At 73.8% G+C, this 14,199-nt stretch carries 17 protein-coding genes; 9 read left to right on the top strand and 8 right to left on the bottom strand.

The window, feature by feature from the left end; genetic code table 11:
* Positions 1-1,287, top strand: a 1,287-nt coding sequence (locus GTW08_RS10075) for a glycoside hydrolase family 16 protein (protein WP_161151815.1), incomplete at its 5' end; no start/stop codon positions are given.
* 69 nt (positions 1,288-1,356) lie between these two features.
* On the opposite strand, the gene GTW08_RS10070 is transcribed toward GTW08_RS10075, so the two are convergent.
* Genes GTW08_RS10070 through GTW08_RS10055 form a run of 4 tightly spaced genes read right to left on the bottom strand, consistent with a single transcriptional unit; the run spans position 1,357 to position 5,972 of the window.
* Complete coding sequence (locus GTW08_RS10070; protein WP_161151814.1) at positions 1,357-3,384, bottom strand: M3 family metallopeptidase; 2,028 nt, start codon at positions 3,382-3,384, stop codon at positions 1,357-1,359.
* Between the two features lie 26 nt (positions 3,385-3,410).
* Entirely contained in the window at positions 3,411-4,001 is a 591-nt protein-coding gene (locus GTW08_RS10065) for a GNAT family N-acetyltransferase (RefSeq protein ID WP_161151813.1), read from the bottom strand.
* Positions 3,998-4,477, bottom strand: a complete 480-nt coding sequence (locus GTW08_RS10060; protein WP_073575615.1) for an SRPBCC family protein — start codon at positions 4,475-4,477, stop codon at positions 3,998-4,000. The genes GTW08_RS10065 and GTW08_RS10060 overlap by 4 nt, the downstream gene beginning before the upstream one ends.
* Positions 4,470-5,972 (bottom strand): GMC family oxidoreductase, encoded by a 1,503-nt coding sequence (locus tag GTW08_RS10055; RefSeq protein ID WP_073575614.1) that lies wholly within the window; start codon positions 5,970-5,972, stop codon positions 4,470-4,472. The genes GTW08_RS10060 and GTW08_RS10055 overlap by 8 nt, the downstream gene beginning before the upstream one ends.
* Positions 5,973-5,991: 19 nt before the next feature.
* On the opposite strand from GTW08_RS10055, the gene GTW08_RS10050 reads away from it, so the two are divergent.
* The gene (locus GTW08_RS10050; protein WP_208623012.1) at positions 5,992-7,248 is read left to right on the top strand and encodes a M18 family aminopeptidase; all 1,257 of its coding nucleotides are present in this window, start codon (positions 5,992-5,994) and stop codon (positions 7,246-7,248) included.
* Positions 7,249-7,257: 9 nt separating this feature from the next.
* On the opposite strand, the gene GTW08_RS10045 is transcribed toward GTW08_RS10050, so the two are convergent.
* Positions 7,258-7,665, bottom strand: a complete 408-nt coding sequence (locus GTW08_RS10045) for a YccF domain-containing protein (RefSeq protein ID WP_073575612.1) — start codon at positions 7,663-7,665, stop codon at positions 7,258-7,260.
* A 112-nt stretch (positions 7,666-7,777) separates the two neighbouring features.
* Between GTW08_RS10045 and GTW08_RS10040 the strand changes: the two genes are divergently transcribed.
* Positions 7,778-8,602, top strand: a complete 825-nt coding sequence (locus GTW08_RS10040; RefSeq protein WP_073575611.1) for an oxygenase MpaB family protein — start codon at positions 7,778-7,780, stop codon at positions 8,600-8,602.
* Positions 8,599-9,411, top strand: a complete 813-nt coding sequence (locus tag GTW08_RS10035) for an AAA family ATPase (RefSeq protein WP_337825380.1) — start codon at positions 8,599-8,601, stop codon at positions 9,409-9,411. The genes GTW08_RS10040 and GTW08_RS10035 overlap by 4 nt, the downstream gene beginning before the upstream one ends.
* Here GTW08_RS10035 and GTW08_RS10030 read toward each other — a convergent pair.
* Positions 9,395-9,748, bottom strand: a complete 354-nt coding sequence (locus GTW08_RS10030) for a hypothetical protein (protein WP_073575609.1) — start codon at positions 9,746-9,748, stop codon at positions 9,395-9,397. The genes GTW08_RS10035 and GTW08_RS10030 overlap by 17 nt on opposite strands.
* Before the next feature lie 30 nt (positions 9,749-9,778).
* On the opposite strand from GTW08_RS10030, the gene GTW08_RS10025 reads away from it, so the two are divergent.
* Positions 9,779-10,213 carry a DUF6924 domain-containing protein gene (locus tag GTW08_RS10025; protein ID WP_161151811.1) on the top strand — a complete coding sequence of 145 codons (435 nt, stop codon included), beginning with the start codon at positions 9,779-9,781 and terminating at the stop codon, positions 10,211-10,213.
* Positions 10,214-10,233: 20 nt separating this feature from the next.
* Positions 10,234-10,635 carry a VOC family protein gene (locus GTW08_RS10020; protein WP_062399291.1) on the top strand — a complete coding sequence of 134 codons (402 nt, stop codon included), beginning with the start codon at positions 10,234-10,236 and terminating at the stop codon, positions 10,633-10,635.
* Positions 10,636-10,666: 31 nt separating this feature from the next.
* Here GTW08_RS10020 and GTW08_RS10015 read toward each other — a convergent pair whose 3' ends face one another.
* Positions 10,667-11,167, bottom strand: a complete 501-nt coding sequence (locus tag GTW08_RS10015; protein ID WP_161151810.1) for a DinB family protein — start codon at positions 11,165-11,167, stop codon at positions 10,667-10,669.
* Between the two features lie 87 nt (positions 11,168-11,254).
* Between GTW08_RS10015 and GTW08_RS10010 the strand changes: the two genes are divergently transcribed.
* The 3 genes from GTW08_RS10010 to GTW08_RS10000 all read left to right on the top strand — a co-directional run bounded on the left by GTW08_RS10010 (position 11,255) and on the right by GTW08_RS10000 (position 12,783).
* On the top strand, positions 11,255-11,692 hold the full coding sequence (locus GTW08_RS10010; protein WP_346009886.1) for an SRPBCC family protein: 438 nt from the start codon (positions 11,255-11,257) through the stop codon (positions 11,690-11,692).
* Between the two features lie 53 nt (positions 11,693-11,745).
* Positions 11,746-12,177, top strand: a complete 432-nt coding sequence (locus GTW08_RS10005; RefSeq protein ID WP_161151808.1) for a DUF6194 family protein — start codon at positions 11,746-11,748, stop codon at positions 12,175-12,177.
* 129 nt (positions 12,178-12,306) lie between these two features.
* Positions 12,307-12,783 carry a nitroreductase family deazaflavin-dependent oxidoreductase gene (locus tag GTW08_RS10000; protein WP_073575604.1) on the top strand — a complete coding sequence of 159 codons (477 nt, stop codon included), beginning with the start codon at positions 12,307-12,309 and terminating at the stop codon, positions 12,781-12,783.
* Positions 12,784-13,460: 677 nt separating this feature from the next.
* On the opposite strand, the gene GTW08_RS09995 is transcribed toward GTW08_RS10000, so the two are convergent.
* Positions 13,461-14,199 (bottom strand): IS481 family transposase (locus tag GTW08_RS09995; RefSeq protein WP_161151807.1); only part of this gene is annotated, 739 nt, incomplete at its 5' end.

The following is a 14,199-nucleotide window of genomic DNA, read 5'->3' as shown; positions in this document are numbered from 1 at the left end:
GCGCACGCCGTGCCCACCACCGGGACCCCGGGCCGTCGCGCGCGACGGTCCACGCCGTCGTCGGCGGCCGGGCTGTCCGGTGTGGAGCTGTTCGGCGGGTCGTCTTCGCCCGAGGAGCCCGCGGCCCCGCAGGCCGAGGTGCCCGCACCGCGCACCGAGGTCACCGGCGGGGCCATCGCCGGCCTGCACGAACCCGAGGTGTCGGGGACGGGCTCGGTCGTCGCGATCGACCGGTCACGACCCGCCCGCTCCCGTGTCCGCCGGTTCGCCCCGCTGGGCGTCGGCGCCGCCGCGGTGCTCGCCGCGACGATGGTGCTGACGCTGCTGCAGCCCGGCACCGAGGACCCGTCGCTGTCCGCGGCGATGGTGAACGACTCGTCGCGCCGGTCGGCGTCGGACACCGCGCTGTCCGCCGGCCCGGTGCTGGCCAACGGGGGCGGCTCCGCACTCGGCGACGCCGCGCAGGGTGCGTCCGGCCAGATCGGCCAGGCCCTGGCCGCGCAGGAGGCCGCCGAGCGTCGCGCCGAACAGCGCCGCCGCGAGGCTGCCGAGCGGGCACGGGCCGCCGCGAGCCCCGGTGGTTCCGGGAGCTCCGGGAACTCGGGCGGAGCCCCCGCCGCCGGTCCGGTCGGTGGCGCCGTCCAGGTGGCCGGCGACGGCATCCAGGCCGCGCTGAAGATGGGCTGGCAGGCCATCGGTGGCGACGAGTTCCTCGGGTCCACCCTCGGGAACAACTGGTCCCCCTACAACGGCGCCGGCCACGACGGCCAGGGCCGCCGCACCTCCGACGCGATCTCGGTGGAGAACGGCAACCTCGTCATCCGCGGCGACTCGCAGGGCAACACCGGCGGCATGGCCTGGGGCACCTCCCAGAAGTACGGCAAGTGGGAGATGCGAGCGCAGTTCCCCAAGGGCGACAAGCAGTACCACCCGGTGCTGCTGCTGTGGCCGAGCGAGGTGTCCTGGCCGGAGGGCGGCGAGATCGACTTCGCCGAGACCACCAGCGCCAGCGACGACGTGTCCTTCTTCCTGCACTACGGCAGCTCGAACTCGCAAAAGGACGCCAAGAAGCAGCTCGACATCACCCAGTGGCACAACTACGCCGTGGAGTGGACCCCGGACGCGATCGTCGGCTACGTCGACGGCGTCGAGTGGTTCCGCTCCGAGGACCCGAACACGTTCCCCCCGGGTCCGATGCACGCCACGATCCAGCTCGACTACTTCCCCGACGGCGGCTCGCCGGAGCCGTCGGAGATGCGGGTCGCCTGGATGCGCCAGTACGAGTAGCACTCCGCACACACCACCGCCCGCCGCCCGGCGCTCCCCACCGGACGGCGGGCGGTCGTGTGTGCCGGGTCAGCCGGCCAGACCGCGCCGCGCCAGCAGCGGCGCGATCTCCGGGTCGCGGCCGCGGAACGCGCGATAGGCCTCCATCGCGTCGACGGCGCCGCCGCGGGACAGCACCTCGCGGCGGAACCGGTCGCCGTTCTCCCGGCGCAGGCCGCCGTGCTCGCCGAACCAGGCGACGGTGTCGGCGTCGAGCACCTCGGCCCAGATGTAGGAGTAGTACGCCGCCGCGTACCCGCTGCCGCCGAACACGTGGTTGAAGTAGGTACTGCGGTAGCGCGGCGGGACCAGCGGGTGCGCGGCCCCGGCCGCCTCCAGCGCCTGCTGCTCGAACGCGAGCACGTCGGTGATGCCGGCGGCCTCGGCCGGGGACAGCCGGTGCCACGCCTGGTCCAACAGCGACGCGGCCAGGTACTCCGTCGTCGCGAAGCCCTCGCCGTACCCGCGGGCGGCCTGCGACGCGGCCAGCAGCTCGTCGGGCAGCGGCTCGCCGGTCACGTGGTGGCGGGCGAACGAGGTGAGGACCTGCGGGTCCTCCAGCCACATCTCGTTGACCTGGCTGGGGAACTCGACGAAGTCGCGCGGCACCGACGTCCCGGCGAACGTCGGGTACTCCACCTCGGAGAACAGCCCGTGCAGGGCGTGCCCGAACTCGTGGAACAGGGTGCGGACCTCGTCGAGGGTGAGCAGCGCGGGCTCCCCGGCCGGGGGCTTGTTCAGGTTCAGCGTGTTCAGCACGACAGGCCGCGTCCCGAGCAGCGACGACTGGTCGACCAGCGAGTTCATCCATGCCCCGCCGCGCTTCGACGGCCGCGCCCACAGGTCGGCGCCGAACAGCCCGAGCGGCTCGCCGTCGCTGTCACGGACCTCCCACCAGCGCACGTCCGGGTGGTAGGCGGGCAGGTCGGTGCGCTCGGTGAAGGTGATCCCGTACAGCCCGGACGCGGCGCGGAACACGCCGTCGGTGATCACCCGGTCGAGCTCCAGGTACGGGCGCAGCGCGGCGTCGTCGACGGCGTAGCGCTCGCGGCGCACCCGCTCCGCCTCGAACGCCCAGTCCCACGGCTCCAGGTCGCCCTCGACGCCGCCGGCCAGCTCCGCGGCCTCCCGGTCGGCGTTGGCGACGGCGGCGGGGACCAGCGACTCCAGCATCGCGACGGCGGCCTCCGCCGTCCCCGCGGTCGCGTCGTCGATCACGTACGACGCGTGGTCGGGGTACCCCAGCAGCGCGGCCCGCTCGGCGCGCAGCCGCACGATCGCGAGGACGGTGTCACGGGTGTCGTGCTCGCCGCCCTGACCGCGCCCGGTGGACGCACGGAACAGCTCCTCGCGCAGCGACCGGTCGGTGAGCACCGCCAGTGCGGGCTGCGCGGTCGGCAGGACCAGGGTGATCAGCCAGCCGTCGTCGTGACCGCGTTCGGCCGCGGCGGTCGCGGCGGCGGCGACCGCGTCGTCGGACAGGCCACCGAGCCGGTCGCGGTCGGTGACGTGCACGGCCGCGGCGTTCGCCCCGGCCAGCAGCGCCGCACCGAACCGGGTGGTCAGCCCGGACAGCTCGGCGTTCAGCTCCCGCAGCCGGACCTGCTCCTCGGGGCCGAGCCGGGCCCCGGCGCGCACCATGTCGCGGTGGTGGCGCTCGAGCAGCCGCAGCGACTCGGCATCGAGACCGAGGTCGTGGCGACGGGCGTGCAGCGCGTCGATCCGGGCGAACAGGCCCGGGTCCAGCGCGATCGCGTCGGCGTGGGCGGCGAGCATCGGCGCCACCTGCGCCTCGATCTCGCGCACCGCGGGCGAGGAGTCCGCCGAGACGCGCGTGAAGAACAGCCGCGCCACCCGGTCCAGCGTGGCACCGGAGCGCTCCAGGGCGACGACGGTGTCGTCGAAGGTCGGTCCGCCCTCCCCCGCGACGATCGCCGCCACCTCGGCGCGCTGCTCGGCCGTCCCGGCCTCGAACGCGGGCAGATAGTGCTCGTCGGTGATCCGGGAGGTGTCGGGCAGCCCCCACGGCAGCGCGCTCGGGGCGAGGAACGGGTTCATGGGCCCGACCCTACGGCCGGGGACCGTCAGGATCCGGCCAGTTCACGGCGCATCGCGAGCCGCGGCCACACGTCGAGACCGCGCGCGGCCTCGTGCTCCCGGATCGCGCGCAGCCCCGGGCCGGGAGCGATCAGCTCACGGAAACCGAGCCGCACCCAGTGCGGGCCGTTCCACGGCACGTCCCGGTAGGTGGTGAGGGTCAGCGCGGGCAGGCCGTGGTCCCGGGCCCAGCCGGCGAGGTGCTCGACCAGGCCCTCCCCGATCCGTCGTCCGCGCTGCGACGGCAGCACCGACACCTGCTCGACGTGCGCACAGCCGTCGACGAGATCGGCGATCAGGTATCCGACGAGCCCGGCAACGATGCTCGTTCCGCCTGCGCTCGTCTCGGCACCGATGCTCGTTCCGCCTGCGCTCCTCTCGGCACCGATGCTCGTTCCGCCCGCGCTCCTCTCGGCCACCCACGCCCGCCCCGCCACGACGTACGCGGCCAGTACCGCGGCCGGTGGCGGCTCCTCGTCGGCGACGACGTCGAGCCCGATCTCCCGGAACGTCTCCCCCGCGGCGCGCTCGATCTCACGCAGGGCGGGGACGTCGGCGACGCGGGCGGGACGGATCACACCGCGGGATCCTCCACCACCGCGCGGATGCGTTCCAGGGTCGTCCGCATCCCCTCGCGGTTCGTGCGCCCGCGGGCCCACCCCAGCAACGTCCAGTAGAGCCGGGTGCCGGCCGAGGGCTCCAGCCGGAAGGACTCGGTGACGTCGGTGCCCGCGGTGCCGTCCGGCGCGGGGGCCGGGGTGAACCGGTAGTGCCAGTGGTTGATCCGCCGGCCGCCGGGCAGGAGCACGACGAAGCCGAACTCGCGGCCCGGCTCGCAGGCGGTGATCTCGCACTCCGACCAGTAGGTCGGGCCGCGTCCGTTGCGGACGACCTTGCCGCGGAACCGGACACCGACGGCCGGGCCGGTCGCGCCGCCCAGCCACTGCGCGTCGACGGTCTCGGGTGAGAACCGGCCGGTGTTGCGGATGTCGGAGACCAGCTCCCAGACCCGCTCGGCCGGTGCCGTCATGTGGACGGTGACCTCGTCATGCACGGTGTTCCCCCTCGATGCCGCACACCAGGTCGGCGGCGCGCTCCCCGATCATGATCGCGGTCGCGGCCGGTCCGCGCCGCGGCGCGCGGGGCAGGACCGAGGTGTCCGCCACCCGGAGCCCGGCCAGGCCGTGCACCCGCAGGTCGGCGTCCACGACGGCATCCGGCCCGGAGCCCATCGCGGCGCTGCCGGACAGGTGCACCGAGGTCGTCAGGTGGTCGCGGATCCAGCCGTCGAGCCGGGTGTCGTTGCCGAGCTCCCAGCCGGCGGGGCCGCCGTCGTCGGGGCCCGCGCGGTCCCAACCCGCGGCGCGCAGGATCTCCGCGGCGATCCGCACCGCGGCCCGCATCCGGTGCCGGTCGGAGGTGGTGCGCAGGTAGCGGAAGTCCAGCCGGGGCGGGTCGTCGTGGTCCGGGGAGGTGATGGCGAGCATCCCGAGGCTGTCCGGGCGCTGGACCGCGCACATCAGGTGCGCGGGACCGCCGGGTGCGAACGGGTGCGCGAACAGCAGGATCTCCAGGTCACCGGCCGGGTCGGTCCCGGAGTCGAGGTTGAGCGCGGCCTGCGGGGCGACGGCGTCGGCGGGCGGGTCCGGCAGCCCGCTGCGCAGCGGCAGGAACACCGCGGGGTGGTCCGACCAGCCACGCCCGACCCCGGGCAGCTCGTGCGCCACCGCGACGCCCGCGGCCCGCAGGGTGTCCTCCGGCCCGATCCCGGAGCGCTGCAGCAGCGCCGGGGTGCCGACCGCGCCCGCCGTCACGACGGTCTCGGCCGCGTGCAGGGTGCGACCACCGACGCGCACGCCGGTGACCCGGTCGCCGTCGAGCACCAGGGTCTCGACCGGGGTCCCCCCGAACACGGTCAGCGCGTCCTTCCACTCCGCGTTCCCCCACGGCGGCGGCAGGTAGGCGGTGGCGGCGCTGACCCGGCGCCCGTCGACGGCGTTGGTCGGGATCGGACCCGCTCCGGGTGGGCCACCGGCGTTCTTGTCCGGCTCCTCGGGGTGGCCGAGCGCGAGGCAGGCGGCCAGGAACGGGTCGGTCGTCGCGGCCCGCAGCCGGCCCGAGGGCCGTGAGATGCGCAGCGGACCGGCGTCGCCGTGCCGGTCGGAGGTGCAGAAGTCGAGGTCGCGCTCCAGCCGCCGGTAGTACGGCAGGACGTCGTCGTAGGACCAGCCCGGGACGCCCCAGTCCGCGAAGTCCGCCGGGACGGCGCGCACGAAGTAGCCGCCGTTGATCGCGCCGGAGCCGCCCAGCACGCGTCCGCGCGGCACGGTGCACTCCCGGCCCTGGCACAGCGTCGCCCGGTAGGCCCAGTTCAGGACGTGGCCGGGGGCGGTCGCGGCGAGCGAGGCGATCGGCGTCGAGTCCGGTGGGACGACGACGGCGCCCGCCTCGACCAGGGCCGTGCGCACACCGCGCCCGGCCAGCCGGCCCGCGAGGGTGCACCCCGCGGACCCCGCGCCCACCACCACCACGTCGAAGCTGTCGGTCATTGCTGCCAGGATGCCCCACGTGACCGACGCTGCACGTGACCTCGCCTCGTTCCTCACCGCGAGCCCGTCGCCGTACCACGCGGTGGCCGAGGCCGTCCGCCGGTTGTCCGCGGCGGGCTTCACCGAGCAGCACGAGGACGAGCCGTGGGCCGACGGGCCGGGCGGGCGCTACCTGGTCCGCGACGGCACCGTCCTGGCCTGGTGGCAGCCCGCGTCCGGGCCGGGCGCCCCGCTGCGGATCTTCGCCGCGCACACCGACTCCCCCGGGTTCAAGGTCAAGCCGAACCCCGACGTCGGTGTGGCCGGGTGGCGCCAGGTCGGGGTGGAGGTCTACGGCGGCGCGCTGTGGAACTCCTGGCTGGACCGTGACCTCGGCCTCGCCGGGCGCCTCGCGCTCTACGACGGCCGGGTCGTCCCGGTCCGTGTGGACCGGCCGCTGCTGCGCATCCCGCAGCTGGCGATCCATCTCGACCGCGGCGTGAACCAGGGCCTGACCCTGGACCCGCAGCGGCACCTGCTCCCGATCTGGGGACTCGGCGACCCGGACGGCGGCGACCTGGTGGAGTTCCTCGCCGTGCGCGTCGGCGAGGACCCCGAGGACGTCGCGGCGCACGACCTGTTCACCTACGACCTGACGCCGCCGGCCACCCTCGGCCGCGACGACGAGCTGCTCGCCGCCCCGCGGCTGGACAACCTGGCCTCGGTGCACGCCGGGATCAGCGCGCTGCTCACCGCCGTCGAGCGGGACCCGGGCACCGTCCCGGTGTTCGTCGGGTTCGACCACGAGGAGATCGGCTCGGCCAGCGCGACCGGCGCGGCCGGGCCGCTGCTGGAGACGGTGCTGACCCGGCTGGCCGGCGGGTTCGACGCCCGGCACGCGGTGTTCGCCCGCTCGCGCTGCCTGTCGGTGGACGTCACGCACGCCGCGCACCCCAACCACCTGGACAAACACGATCCGGACCACCTGTCGGTGCCGAACCGGGGGCCGTCGCTGAAGGTCAACGCGGTGCAGCGCTACGCCACCGATGCGCCGGGCGCGGCCGCCTGGAAGCGGGCCTGCCGCACCGCGGACGTGCCGAACCAGGTGTTCGTCTCGAAGAACACCGTGCCGTGCGGATCCACCGTCGGGCCGATCATGGCGACCCGGCTCGGAATCCGGACCGTCGACGTCGGCATCCCGGTGCTGTCGATGCACTCGGCGCGCGAGCTGTGCGGCGTGCACGACCCGGGCCTGCTGGCCCGGGCGGGTGTGGAGTTCCTGACCGACGCCGGCTGAGGCCCGCGGTCAGCGCAGCACGGGCTGCCCCGGCATGGAGGTGTCGCTGTCCACGATCCGCGACCCCAGCGGCAGCAGCGACACCGGGATGAGCTTCAGGTTCGCCCAGGCCAGCGGCAGCCCGATGATCGTGACGGCGAGCGCGAGGGCGGTGGCGATGTGCCCGATCACCAGCCACCAGCCGAACAGCACGATCCACAGCACGTTGCCGATGGTCGACGCGGCCCCCGCGGTGGGGAGGCGCACGACGTCGCGGCCGAACGGCCACAACGCGTAGAGCCCGATCCGGAACGAGGCGATCCCGAACGGGATGGTCACGACCAGCACGCAGGCGACGATCCCTGCGAGCATGTAGCCGAGGAACAGCCAGAAGCCGGAGAGGACCAGCCAGACCACGTTCAGGATGAGGCGGAGCATGGCTCCAGGCTGCCCGCACCGCCCGTCCGATCCCTCGGGGTTCTCCCGGAGGACGGCCCGGAACCGGCGTGATCGACGTGCGGCCGGCCGCGGCACGGGGTGTCCTGGACACATGACGGATCACGGCCTGTTCGGGCCGCACTCGGTGACCTGGCGGGTGCACCTCGAACCGGTGATGTGGGTGGCCGGGATGCGCGCGCTGCTGCTGCAGTCGCTGGACCCGCGGGTGATGCGCGGGACGTACCAGAACTCGGCGCTGTTCGACCCGAAGAAGTCCTACGCGCGGTTCCAGCGGACCGTCGAGTTCGTCGGGACCCGCACGTTCGGACCGCTGGCCGACGTCGACCGGGCCGGCGCCCGCGTCCGGGGACTGCACGCCGGGCTGCGCGGCCACGACCCCGACAGCGGCGAGAGCTACCGGATCGACGCCCCGGAGGGCCTGCTCTGGGTGCACGCCGCGGAGATCGAATCCTACACCGACGTCGCCCGCCGGTCGGGTCTGCTCGACGACGACTCGGCGGACACCTACGTCGCCGAGAGCGTCCGGGCCGCCGAGGTGGTCGGCATCGACCCGGCGACCGTGCCGTCGTCGGTGGCCGAGATGGCCGAGTACATGGCCGCGGTGCGCCCCCGGCTGCGGATGACCGACGAGGCCCGCCGCGCCGCCGGGAACCTGTTCGCCCCGCAGGGCGCGGCGCCGCCGCAGGTCCGGCTCGGCATCGCCGGGCTGTCGACGCTGGCCCTGGCCACGCTGCCGCGCTGGGCGCGGCGGCTCTACGGCCTGCCCGGTCTCCCGACGACGGACTGGTCCACCACGCTCACCCTGCGCGCGCTGCGCACCGCCACCGGGGTGCTGCCGGACGTGCCGGGGCCGCCGGAGGTCGAGCAGGCGCGGCGGCTGGTGCGGGCGGCCCGCGGGGTCGCGGAATCCGCGTGACCGACGGATGCACCGACGGCCAGGCTGGGGACATGTACCTGCTGACCGGCATCCAGGCGTCGGGGAAGTCGACCGTGGCGCAGGCACTCGCCGAACGCCTGCCCGCGCCCGCGGTGCACGTGCACGGCGACCGGTTCCGCCGGTGGATCGTCACCGGACGCGCCGAGATGGGCCCCGACGCCGGCCCCGAGGCGCACCGCCAGCTGCGGCTGCGGCACACCCTCACCGCTCAGGCCGCCGACGGCTACGCCGACGCCGGGTTCTCCGTCGTCGTCCAGGACGTGGTGCTCGGGGCACACCTGCCGGCGACCGTGGCGGCGCTGCGGACCCGTCCGCTGTACGTCGTGGTGCTGGCGCCACGACCGGAGGTGGCGGCCCGGCGGCAGGCCGAGCGGGACAAGGTGACCTCGGACGCGTTCACCGCAGCGGCGCTGGACACGGTGCTGCGGTCGGAGACGCCCCGCATCGGGCTGTGGCTGGACACCTCGGAGCTGGACGTGGCCGCGACCGTCGACGCGATCCTCGACCGGACCGCGGAGAGCGCCGTCGGCACGGTGGGGACGGTCCGCGTGTGGCACACCGAGCAGGGCTGGGGCGTCGTCGACTCCCCCGTCACACCCGGCGGGTGCTGGGTGCACTTCTCGGCGGTCGCGGGCGACGCGGTCCCTGCCGCCGGCGACGTCGTGACGCTGGAGTGGGAGGCGGGCGAGCAGGACGTCTTTGCGTTCCGCGGAACGCGGCTGACCCCGCAGGACGACGGCCCGTCCGGGGCGTACCGCAGCTCGCTCACCCTCACGTTCGACCCGTGATCTCCTCGACGACGCTCTCCCCGGTGCCGGGCCGCGACTCCCAGGCCCAGGACTCGTGCGAGCGCAGCCGGCCGTCGTCGAGGATCTCGAGGCGGGCCTCACAGCGACCCGAGCTGGTGGTTCCGTCGGTGGAGACGTGCACGTAGCGGAAGCGCAGGACGTCGCCGTCGCGGGTACCGGCCAGCCGGCCCAGGCGGACGGCGCCACCGGCGTACTCGGCCCAGACCAGGCCGTCGGCCTCGTGGTAGTCGAAGACCGTGGCCCGCCCGACCTCACCGTCACCGGAGTTGCTCACGCCGGCGAACCGGCGGCCGTCCACGCTGGGTGCGCTGCTCATGTCCCGATCCGACCACGGGAGGATGGCGGGGTGGAGTTCCCCGTGACGTTCCTCCCGCCGCTGGTGCGGACCTGCACCGACTCGGGTGAGGGACCCTGGAACGAGCTGCTCGGGATCATCGCGCCCGACGATCCGGACGAGGAGACCTTCCTCGCCGCGTTCGACGTCGTCACCGAGAACCTCTTCGACGGCTGGACCGCGGACCGCGTCGTCGCGTTCGCGCTCGACGACGGGCTCGCCACCCATCATCCGCTGCTGTTCGTCGTCGACGAGCGGACCCTGGTCGACGACGGCTTCCCGATCGTCGCGGCCGACCTGCGGCAGGATCCCGGCCGAACCTTTCGGATCGCCGCAGCAGACCTGTGGTCGGTGGAGAACAACGTGGCGACCGCGAACATGGAGTTCGCCGACTACGCCGACCACGCGGAGCTGCAGCCCGACCGGATCTTCCGCGGGTTCTGCTGAGCGCCGCTACCGTCGACGTCGTGAGCTCCACGGTCTGGCCGGTCCTGCACTACGACGACCCGGGCGCCGCGGTCCGTTTCCTGGTCGAGGCAGCCGGGTTCGCCGCATCGGTCGTCGTCCACGACGAGGTCGGCGACGTCGTGCACGCCGAGCTCACCCGCGACGGCGGGACCGTCCTGCTCGGCGGCACGAAGCACGACGACGGCGTCCACGCCGGCCTGCACGCCGGCGCCGTGTACGTGGCGTGCCGCTCCGACGCCGACGTCGACGCCGTCCACCGGCGCGCCGCGGATGCGGGCGGGACCGTCGTGCAGGCGCCGCACCCCACCTCCTTCGCCGCGGGCGGCCCGACACGGGCCTGCACCGTCGCCGACCCCGAGGGCAACCTCTGGACCTTCGCGACCTACCCCGGCGGCGGCTGACTCGCGTTCCGCGGAACGCGGCCGGGCCGTCTCAGACGCCGGTGCTCCCGTCGATCCGCTCGCGGACCAGGTCGGCGTGCCCGACGTGGCGGGCGTACTCCGCGATGACGTGGGTGAGGATCCAGACCACCGACACCGCGTTCCCGCCCAGGGAGCCCGTGCCGTCCGGCCCGGCCGCCTCGACGACCTCGCGGGCCCGGCCGACCTCCTCCTCCCAGGCGGCGCGGGCCTCGACGATGCCCGCGCTCCCGAGCTCGAACCCGCCGTCGTGGCCGGTCCCGGGCTCGCGCGGGTGCAGCGGCGGCACGTCCTCGCCGCCCAGGACCTGCCGGAACCAGTTCCGTTCGACGGCGGCCAGGTGCTGCACCAGCCCCAGCAGGGTCAGCGACGACGGCGGCACCGACGCCGTCCGCAGCTGCTCGTCGGTCAGGCCGTCGCACTTCCCGGCCAGGGTGGCGCGGTAGAAGTCGAGCCAGGCCGTGAGCGTGGTGAGGGCGTCGGCCTGCATCGGGGGGTGCGCGCGGTCGGTCATGCCCGTGATCGTGGCAGCGGGGTCCGACATCTTCCGCTCCCGGCCGGGCGGTGGTCCACTGCGGTCGTGACCGACACCTCGCCAACCGTGGTACGCAGCAGCCGGACCGTCGCCGCCGACCCCGCGACGATCTTCGAGCTCATCGCCGACCCCGCCCGCCAGCCGTCCTGGGACGGGAACGACAACCTCGCCGAGGCCGCCCCCGGCCAACGGGTCCGCGCCGTCGGCGACGTGTTCGCGATGCTGCTGACCCAGGGCACCGTGCGGGAGAACCGGGTCGTCGAGTTCACCGAGGGACGGCTGGTCGCGTGGCTGCCCACGGAACCGGGGAGCCCGCCGCCCGGGCACCTGTGGCGCTGGGAGCTGGAGCCCGTCGACGACGCCACGACCCGGGTGACCTGCACCTACGACTGGACCGGCCTCGACCCGGACGACACGTTCCGGCAGAAGCGGGCCCGCGACACCACCGCCGACCGGCTGAGCGCCTCGCTCGACCGGCTCGCCGTCGTCGCCGAGAAGATGTGATCCGTGACACCTCCGGCGGACGAACGATCATGGAAAAGTGCTGACCTGCCGGCATGGATGCCGAGCAGGTGATCACCGTTCTCGCCGGGTTCCCCGGCACGCGGATCGTCGAGGGCAACGGGGACGCGTTCGCGATCCACAACCCGGACCACGACTACGAGCAGCGCCCCCGGCAGGGCTGGGCGACCGTGGTGCGGTCCGACGTGAACGACACCGCGTCCGACCTCGACCGCCCCGGGGCGTTCCGGCTCAACGTCGGGCTGCCCACCGCGCGCTACCGGGAGCTGTTCCCGACCGATCCGGGCATCGACCCGACGACCCGTGACCTGCTGTTCCCGCACCCCGTCCACGCCGCCCACCACTGGGTCGCGGTGGTGGAGCCGGACACGACCTGGCCGCGGGTGCGGGAGCTGCTCGACGACGCGTACGACTTCGCCGTCCGCAAGCACGACAACGCCATCCGGCGAGTTCATAGGATGTCCTGACGAACGTCGGCTGGTCACGATGCGCGTCACCCAGGACGACCTCGCGCCGTCGACCGCACGGCTGACGACGAGATCACCGGAGACCGGAGAACACGACATGGTCGATCCCGTACTCGGACGGAGCCGTTCATGAGCGCGGGAGCGAGGGCCGCGGCGGTGTTCGCACGGCTCCTACACTCACGCCCGCTGGCCCGAGCGCCGCTGGTGCTCTACCGCGCCGGGCTCGGTGCCGTGTTCGGCTCGCGGATGCTGCTGCTCGAACACACCGGCCGACGGAGCGGACAGACACGGCGTGTGGTGTTGGAGGTCGTGTGGCGCACCGGTCCCGGCCGCTACGTCGTGGCGTCCGGGTTCGGCGAGCGCGCTCAGTGGTTCCGCAACATCACCGCCGAGCCGCGGGTCCGGGTGTCGGTGGCAGGACGACGGTCCGTTCCCGCACGAGCCCGGCTGCTCGACCCGGCCGAGGGCGGCGAGGTGCTGGCCCACTACATCGCGGCCGACGACAAGCGCTGGACATGGTTCCGGCAGGTCCTGGAACGCACCCTCGGCCGCCCGGTCACCGCCGCAGACCCGCCCCCCATGGTCGAGCTGAGCCTCGATCACTGAAGGTCGCCGATCAGGACTGCGACCTGTGGCGGAAGCGGGGGGATTCGAACCCCCGGTCCTTTCGGACGCCCGCTTTCAAGGACGGCACACCGTAGTTCGGACCGGACCGTCCGCGCCCCGGGTCCAAGTAGACCGGTGCCGACTCCCACCTATCGACGGAGATGAACGTCGGCAACTGCAACCACGAACGCAACCGCTCCGCAGGCGATGAACGCCCCCACCGAGGTCCCGCACTCTTGAACCTCCGCACGCTGAGACCGACGACCACCAGCGGCCCCACGCCACGACGCGTCCGTTGCGGCGCGAACTTAACCGGCTCTTCCCAGATGAGGGTGTAGGTCGGCCGGGCGCGTCGGTCCGCAGATAGACGTCGAGGTCTCCCGACGATGGAGGTTCCTACGCCATCCATCCGAAAGACCTCGACGTGTCCGACGCTACCCCGCCGGCCGGCTTCGGCCGCCCTGACCTGACCGCCTTCGCGGCTCATCCCAATCGACCCTGATCGGGTCTGCTGACCCCCTCGACGAGAACGCAGCGACATCACAGCCACCCAACCCCGACCGTCCGGGAAGCCGGGGCACGTCACATGGCCTGTGCTGCGGGCGTGTCGAGTGGGTCGTCCAGGGGCGACGCAGGAGCGTCGACGCGACGTGCTGAGAGGTGGTTCCAACCGAGCGCTAGGTGTACTGCCCGGACAGGTTGGTCAACCTGCTGATCGGTGGGAGACCACCGATGGCGGTGTGGGGCCTGTGGTGGTTGTACTCGTGCAGCCACCCGGGTAGCGCCTTTCGGCGTTGCGACTCGCCGGTGTAGAGCCGGGCGAAGGCCCAGCCGTCGGCGAGAGTGCGGTGGAACCGTTCGATCTTTCCGTTGGTCTGTGGGCGGTAGGGACGGGTGCGTTTCGGGGTGATCCGCAGCGCGTGGCAGGTGTCGCGCCAGGCGTGGGAGCGGTAGGCCGAGCCGTTGTCGGACAGGACTCGGCGGGTGGTGACCCCGCGGGCGGAGAACCAGGCCACCGCGCGGCGCAGCACAGCGATCGCGGTGGCGGCGGTCTCGTCGTCGTGGATCTCGGCGTAGGCCAGGCGGGAGTGGTCGTCGAGCACGGTGTGCACGAACGCCGTGCCCATCTTCGCCTGGTGGTGGGCGTTGCGAAGTTTCCCAGGGGTCGCGGCCCGGTTGCGGTCTCCCTGGGCGCGCCCGACATAGCGCCAGCCGCCGCCGTCGGGGATGTTGCCCAGCTTCTTCACATCCACGTGCAGCAGATCCCCGGGGGCGGGGTGTTCGTAGCGACGCACCGGTTCTCCGGTGGCGCGGTCGACATGGGCGAGGCGGTTGATCCGACACCGCACCAGCACCCGGTGCACGGTCGAGGCAGCGACACCGACCCGGTCGGCGATCTGGACCGGGCCCAGGCGC

Source organism: Pseudonocardia sp. SID8383 (genome assembly GCF_009864975.1).
Lineage (GTDB): Bacteria > Actinomycetota > Actinomycetes > Mycobacteriales > Pseudonocardiaceae > Pseudonocardia > Pseudonocardia alni.
Note: the sequence above shows the minus strand (reverse complement) of the source record. Positions and strands in the feature narration are given on the sequence as shown.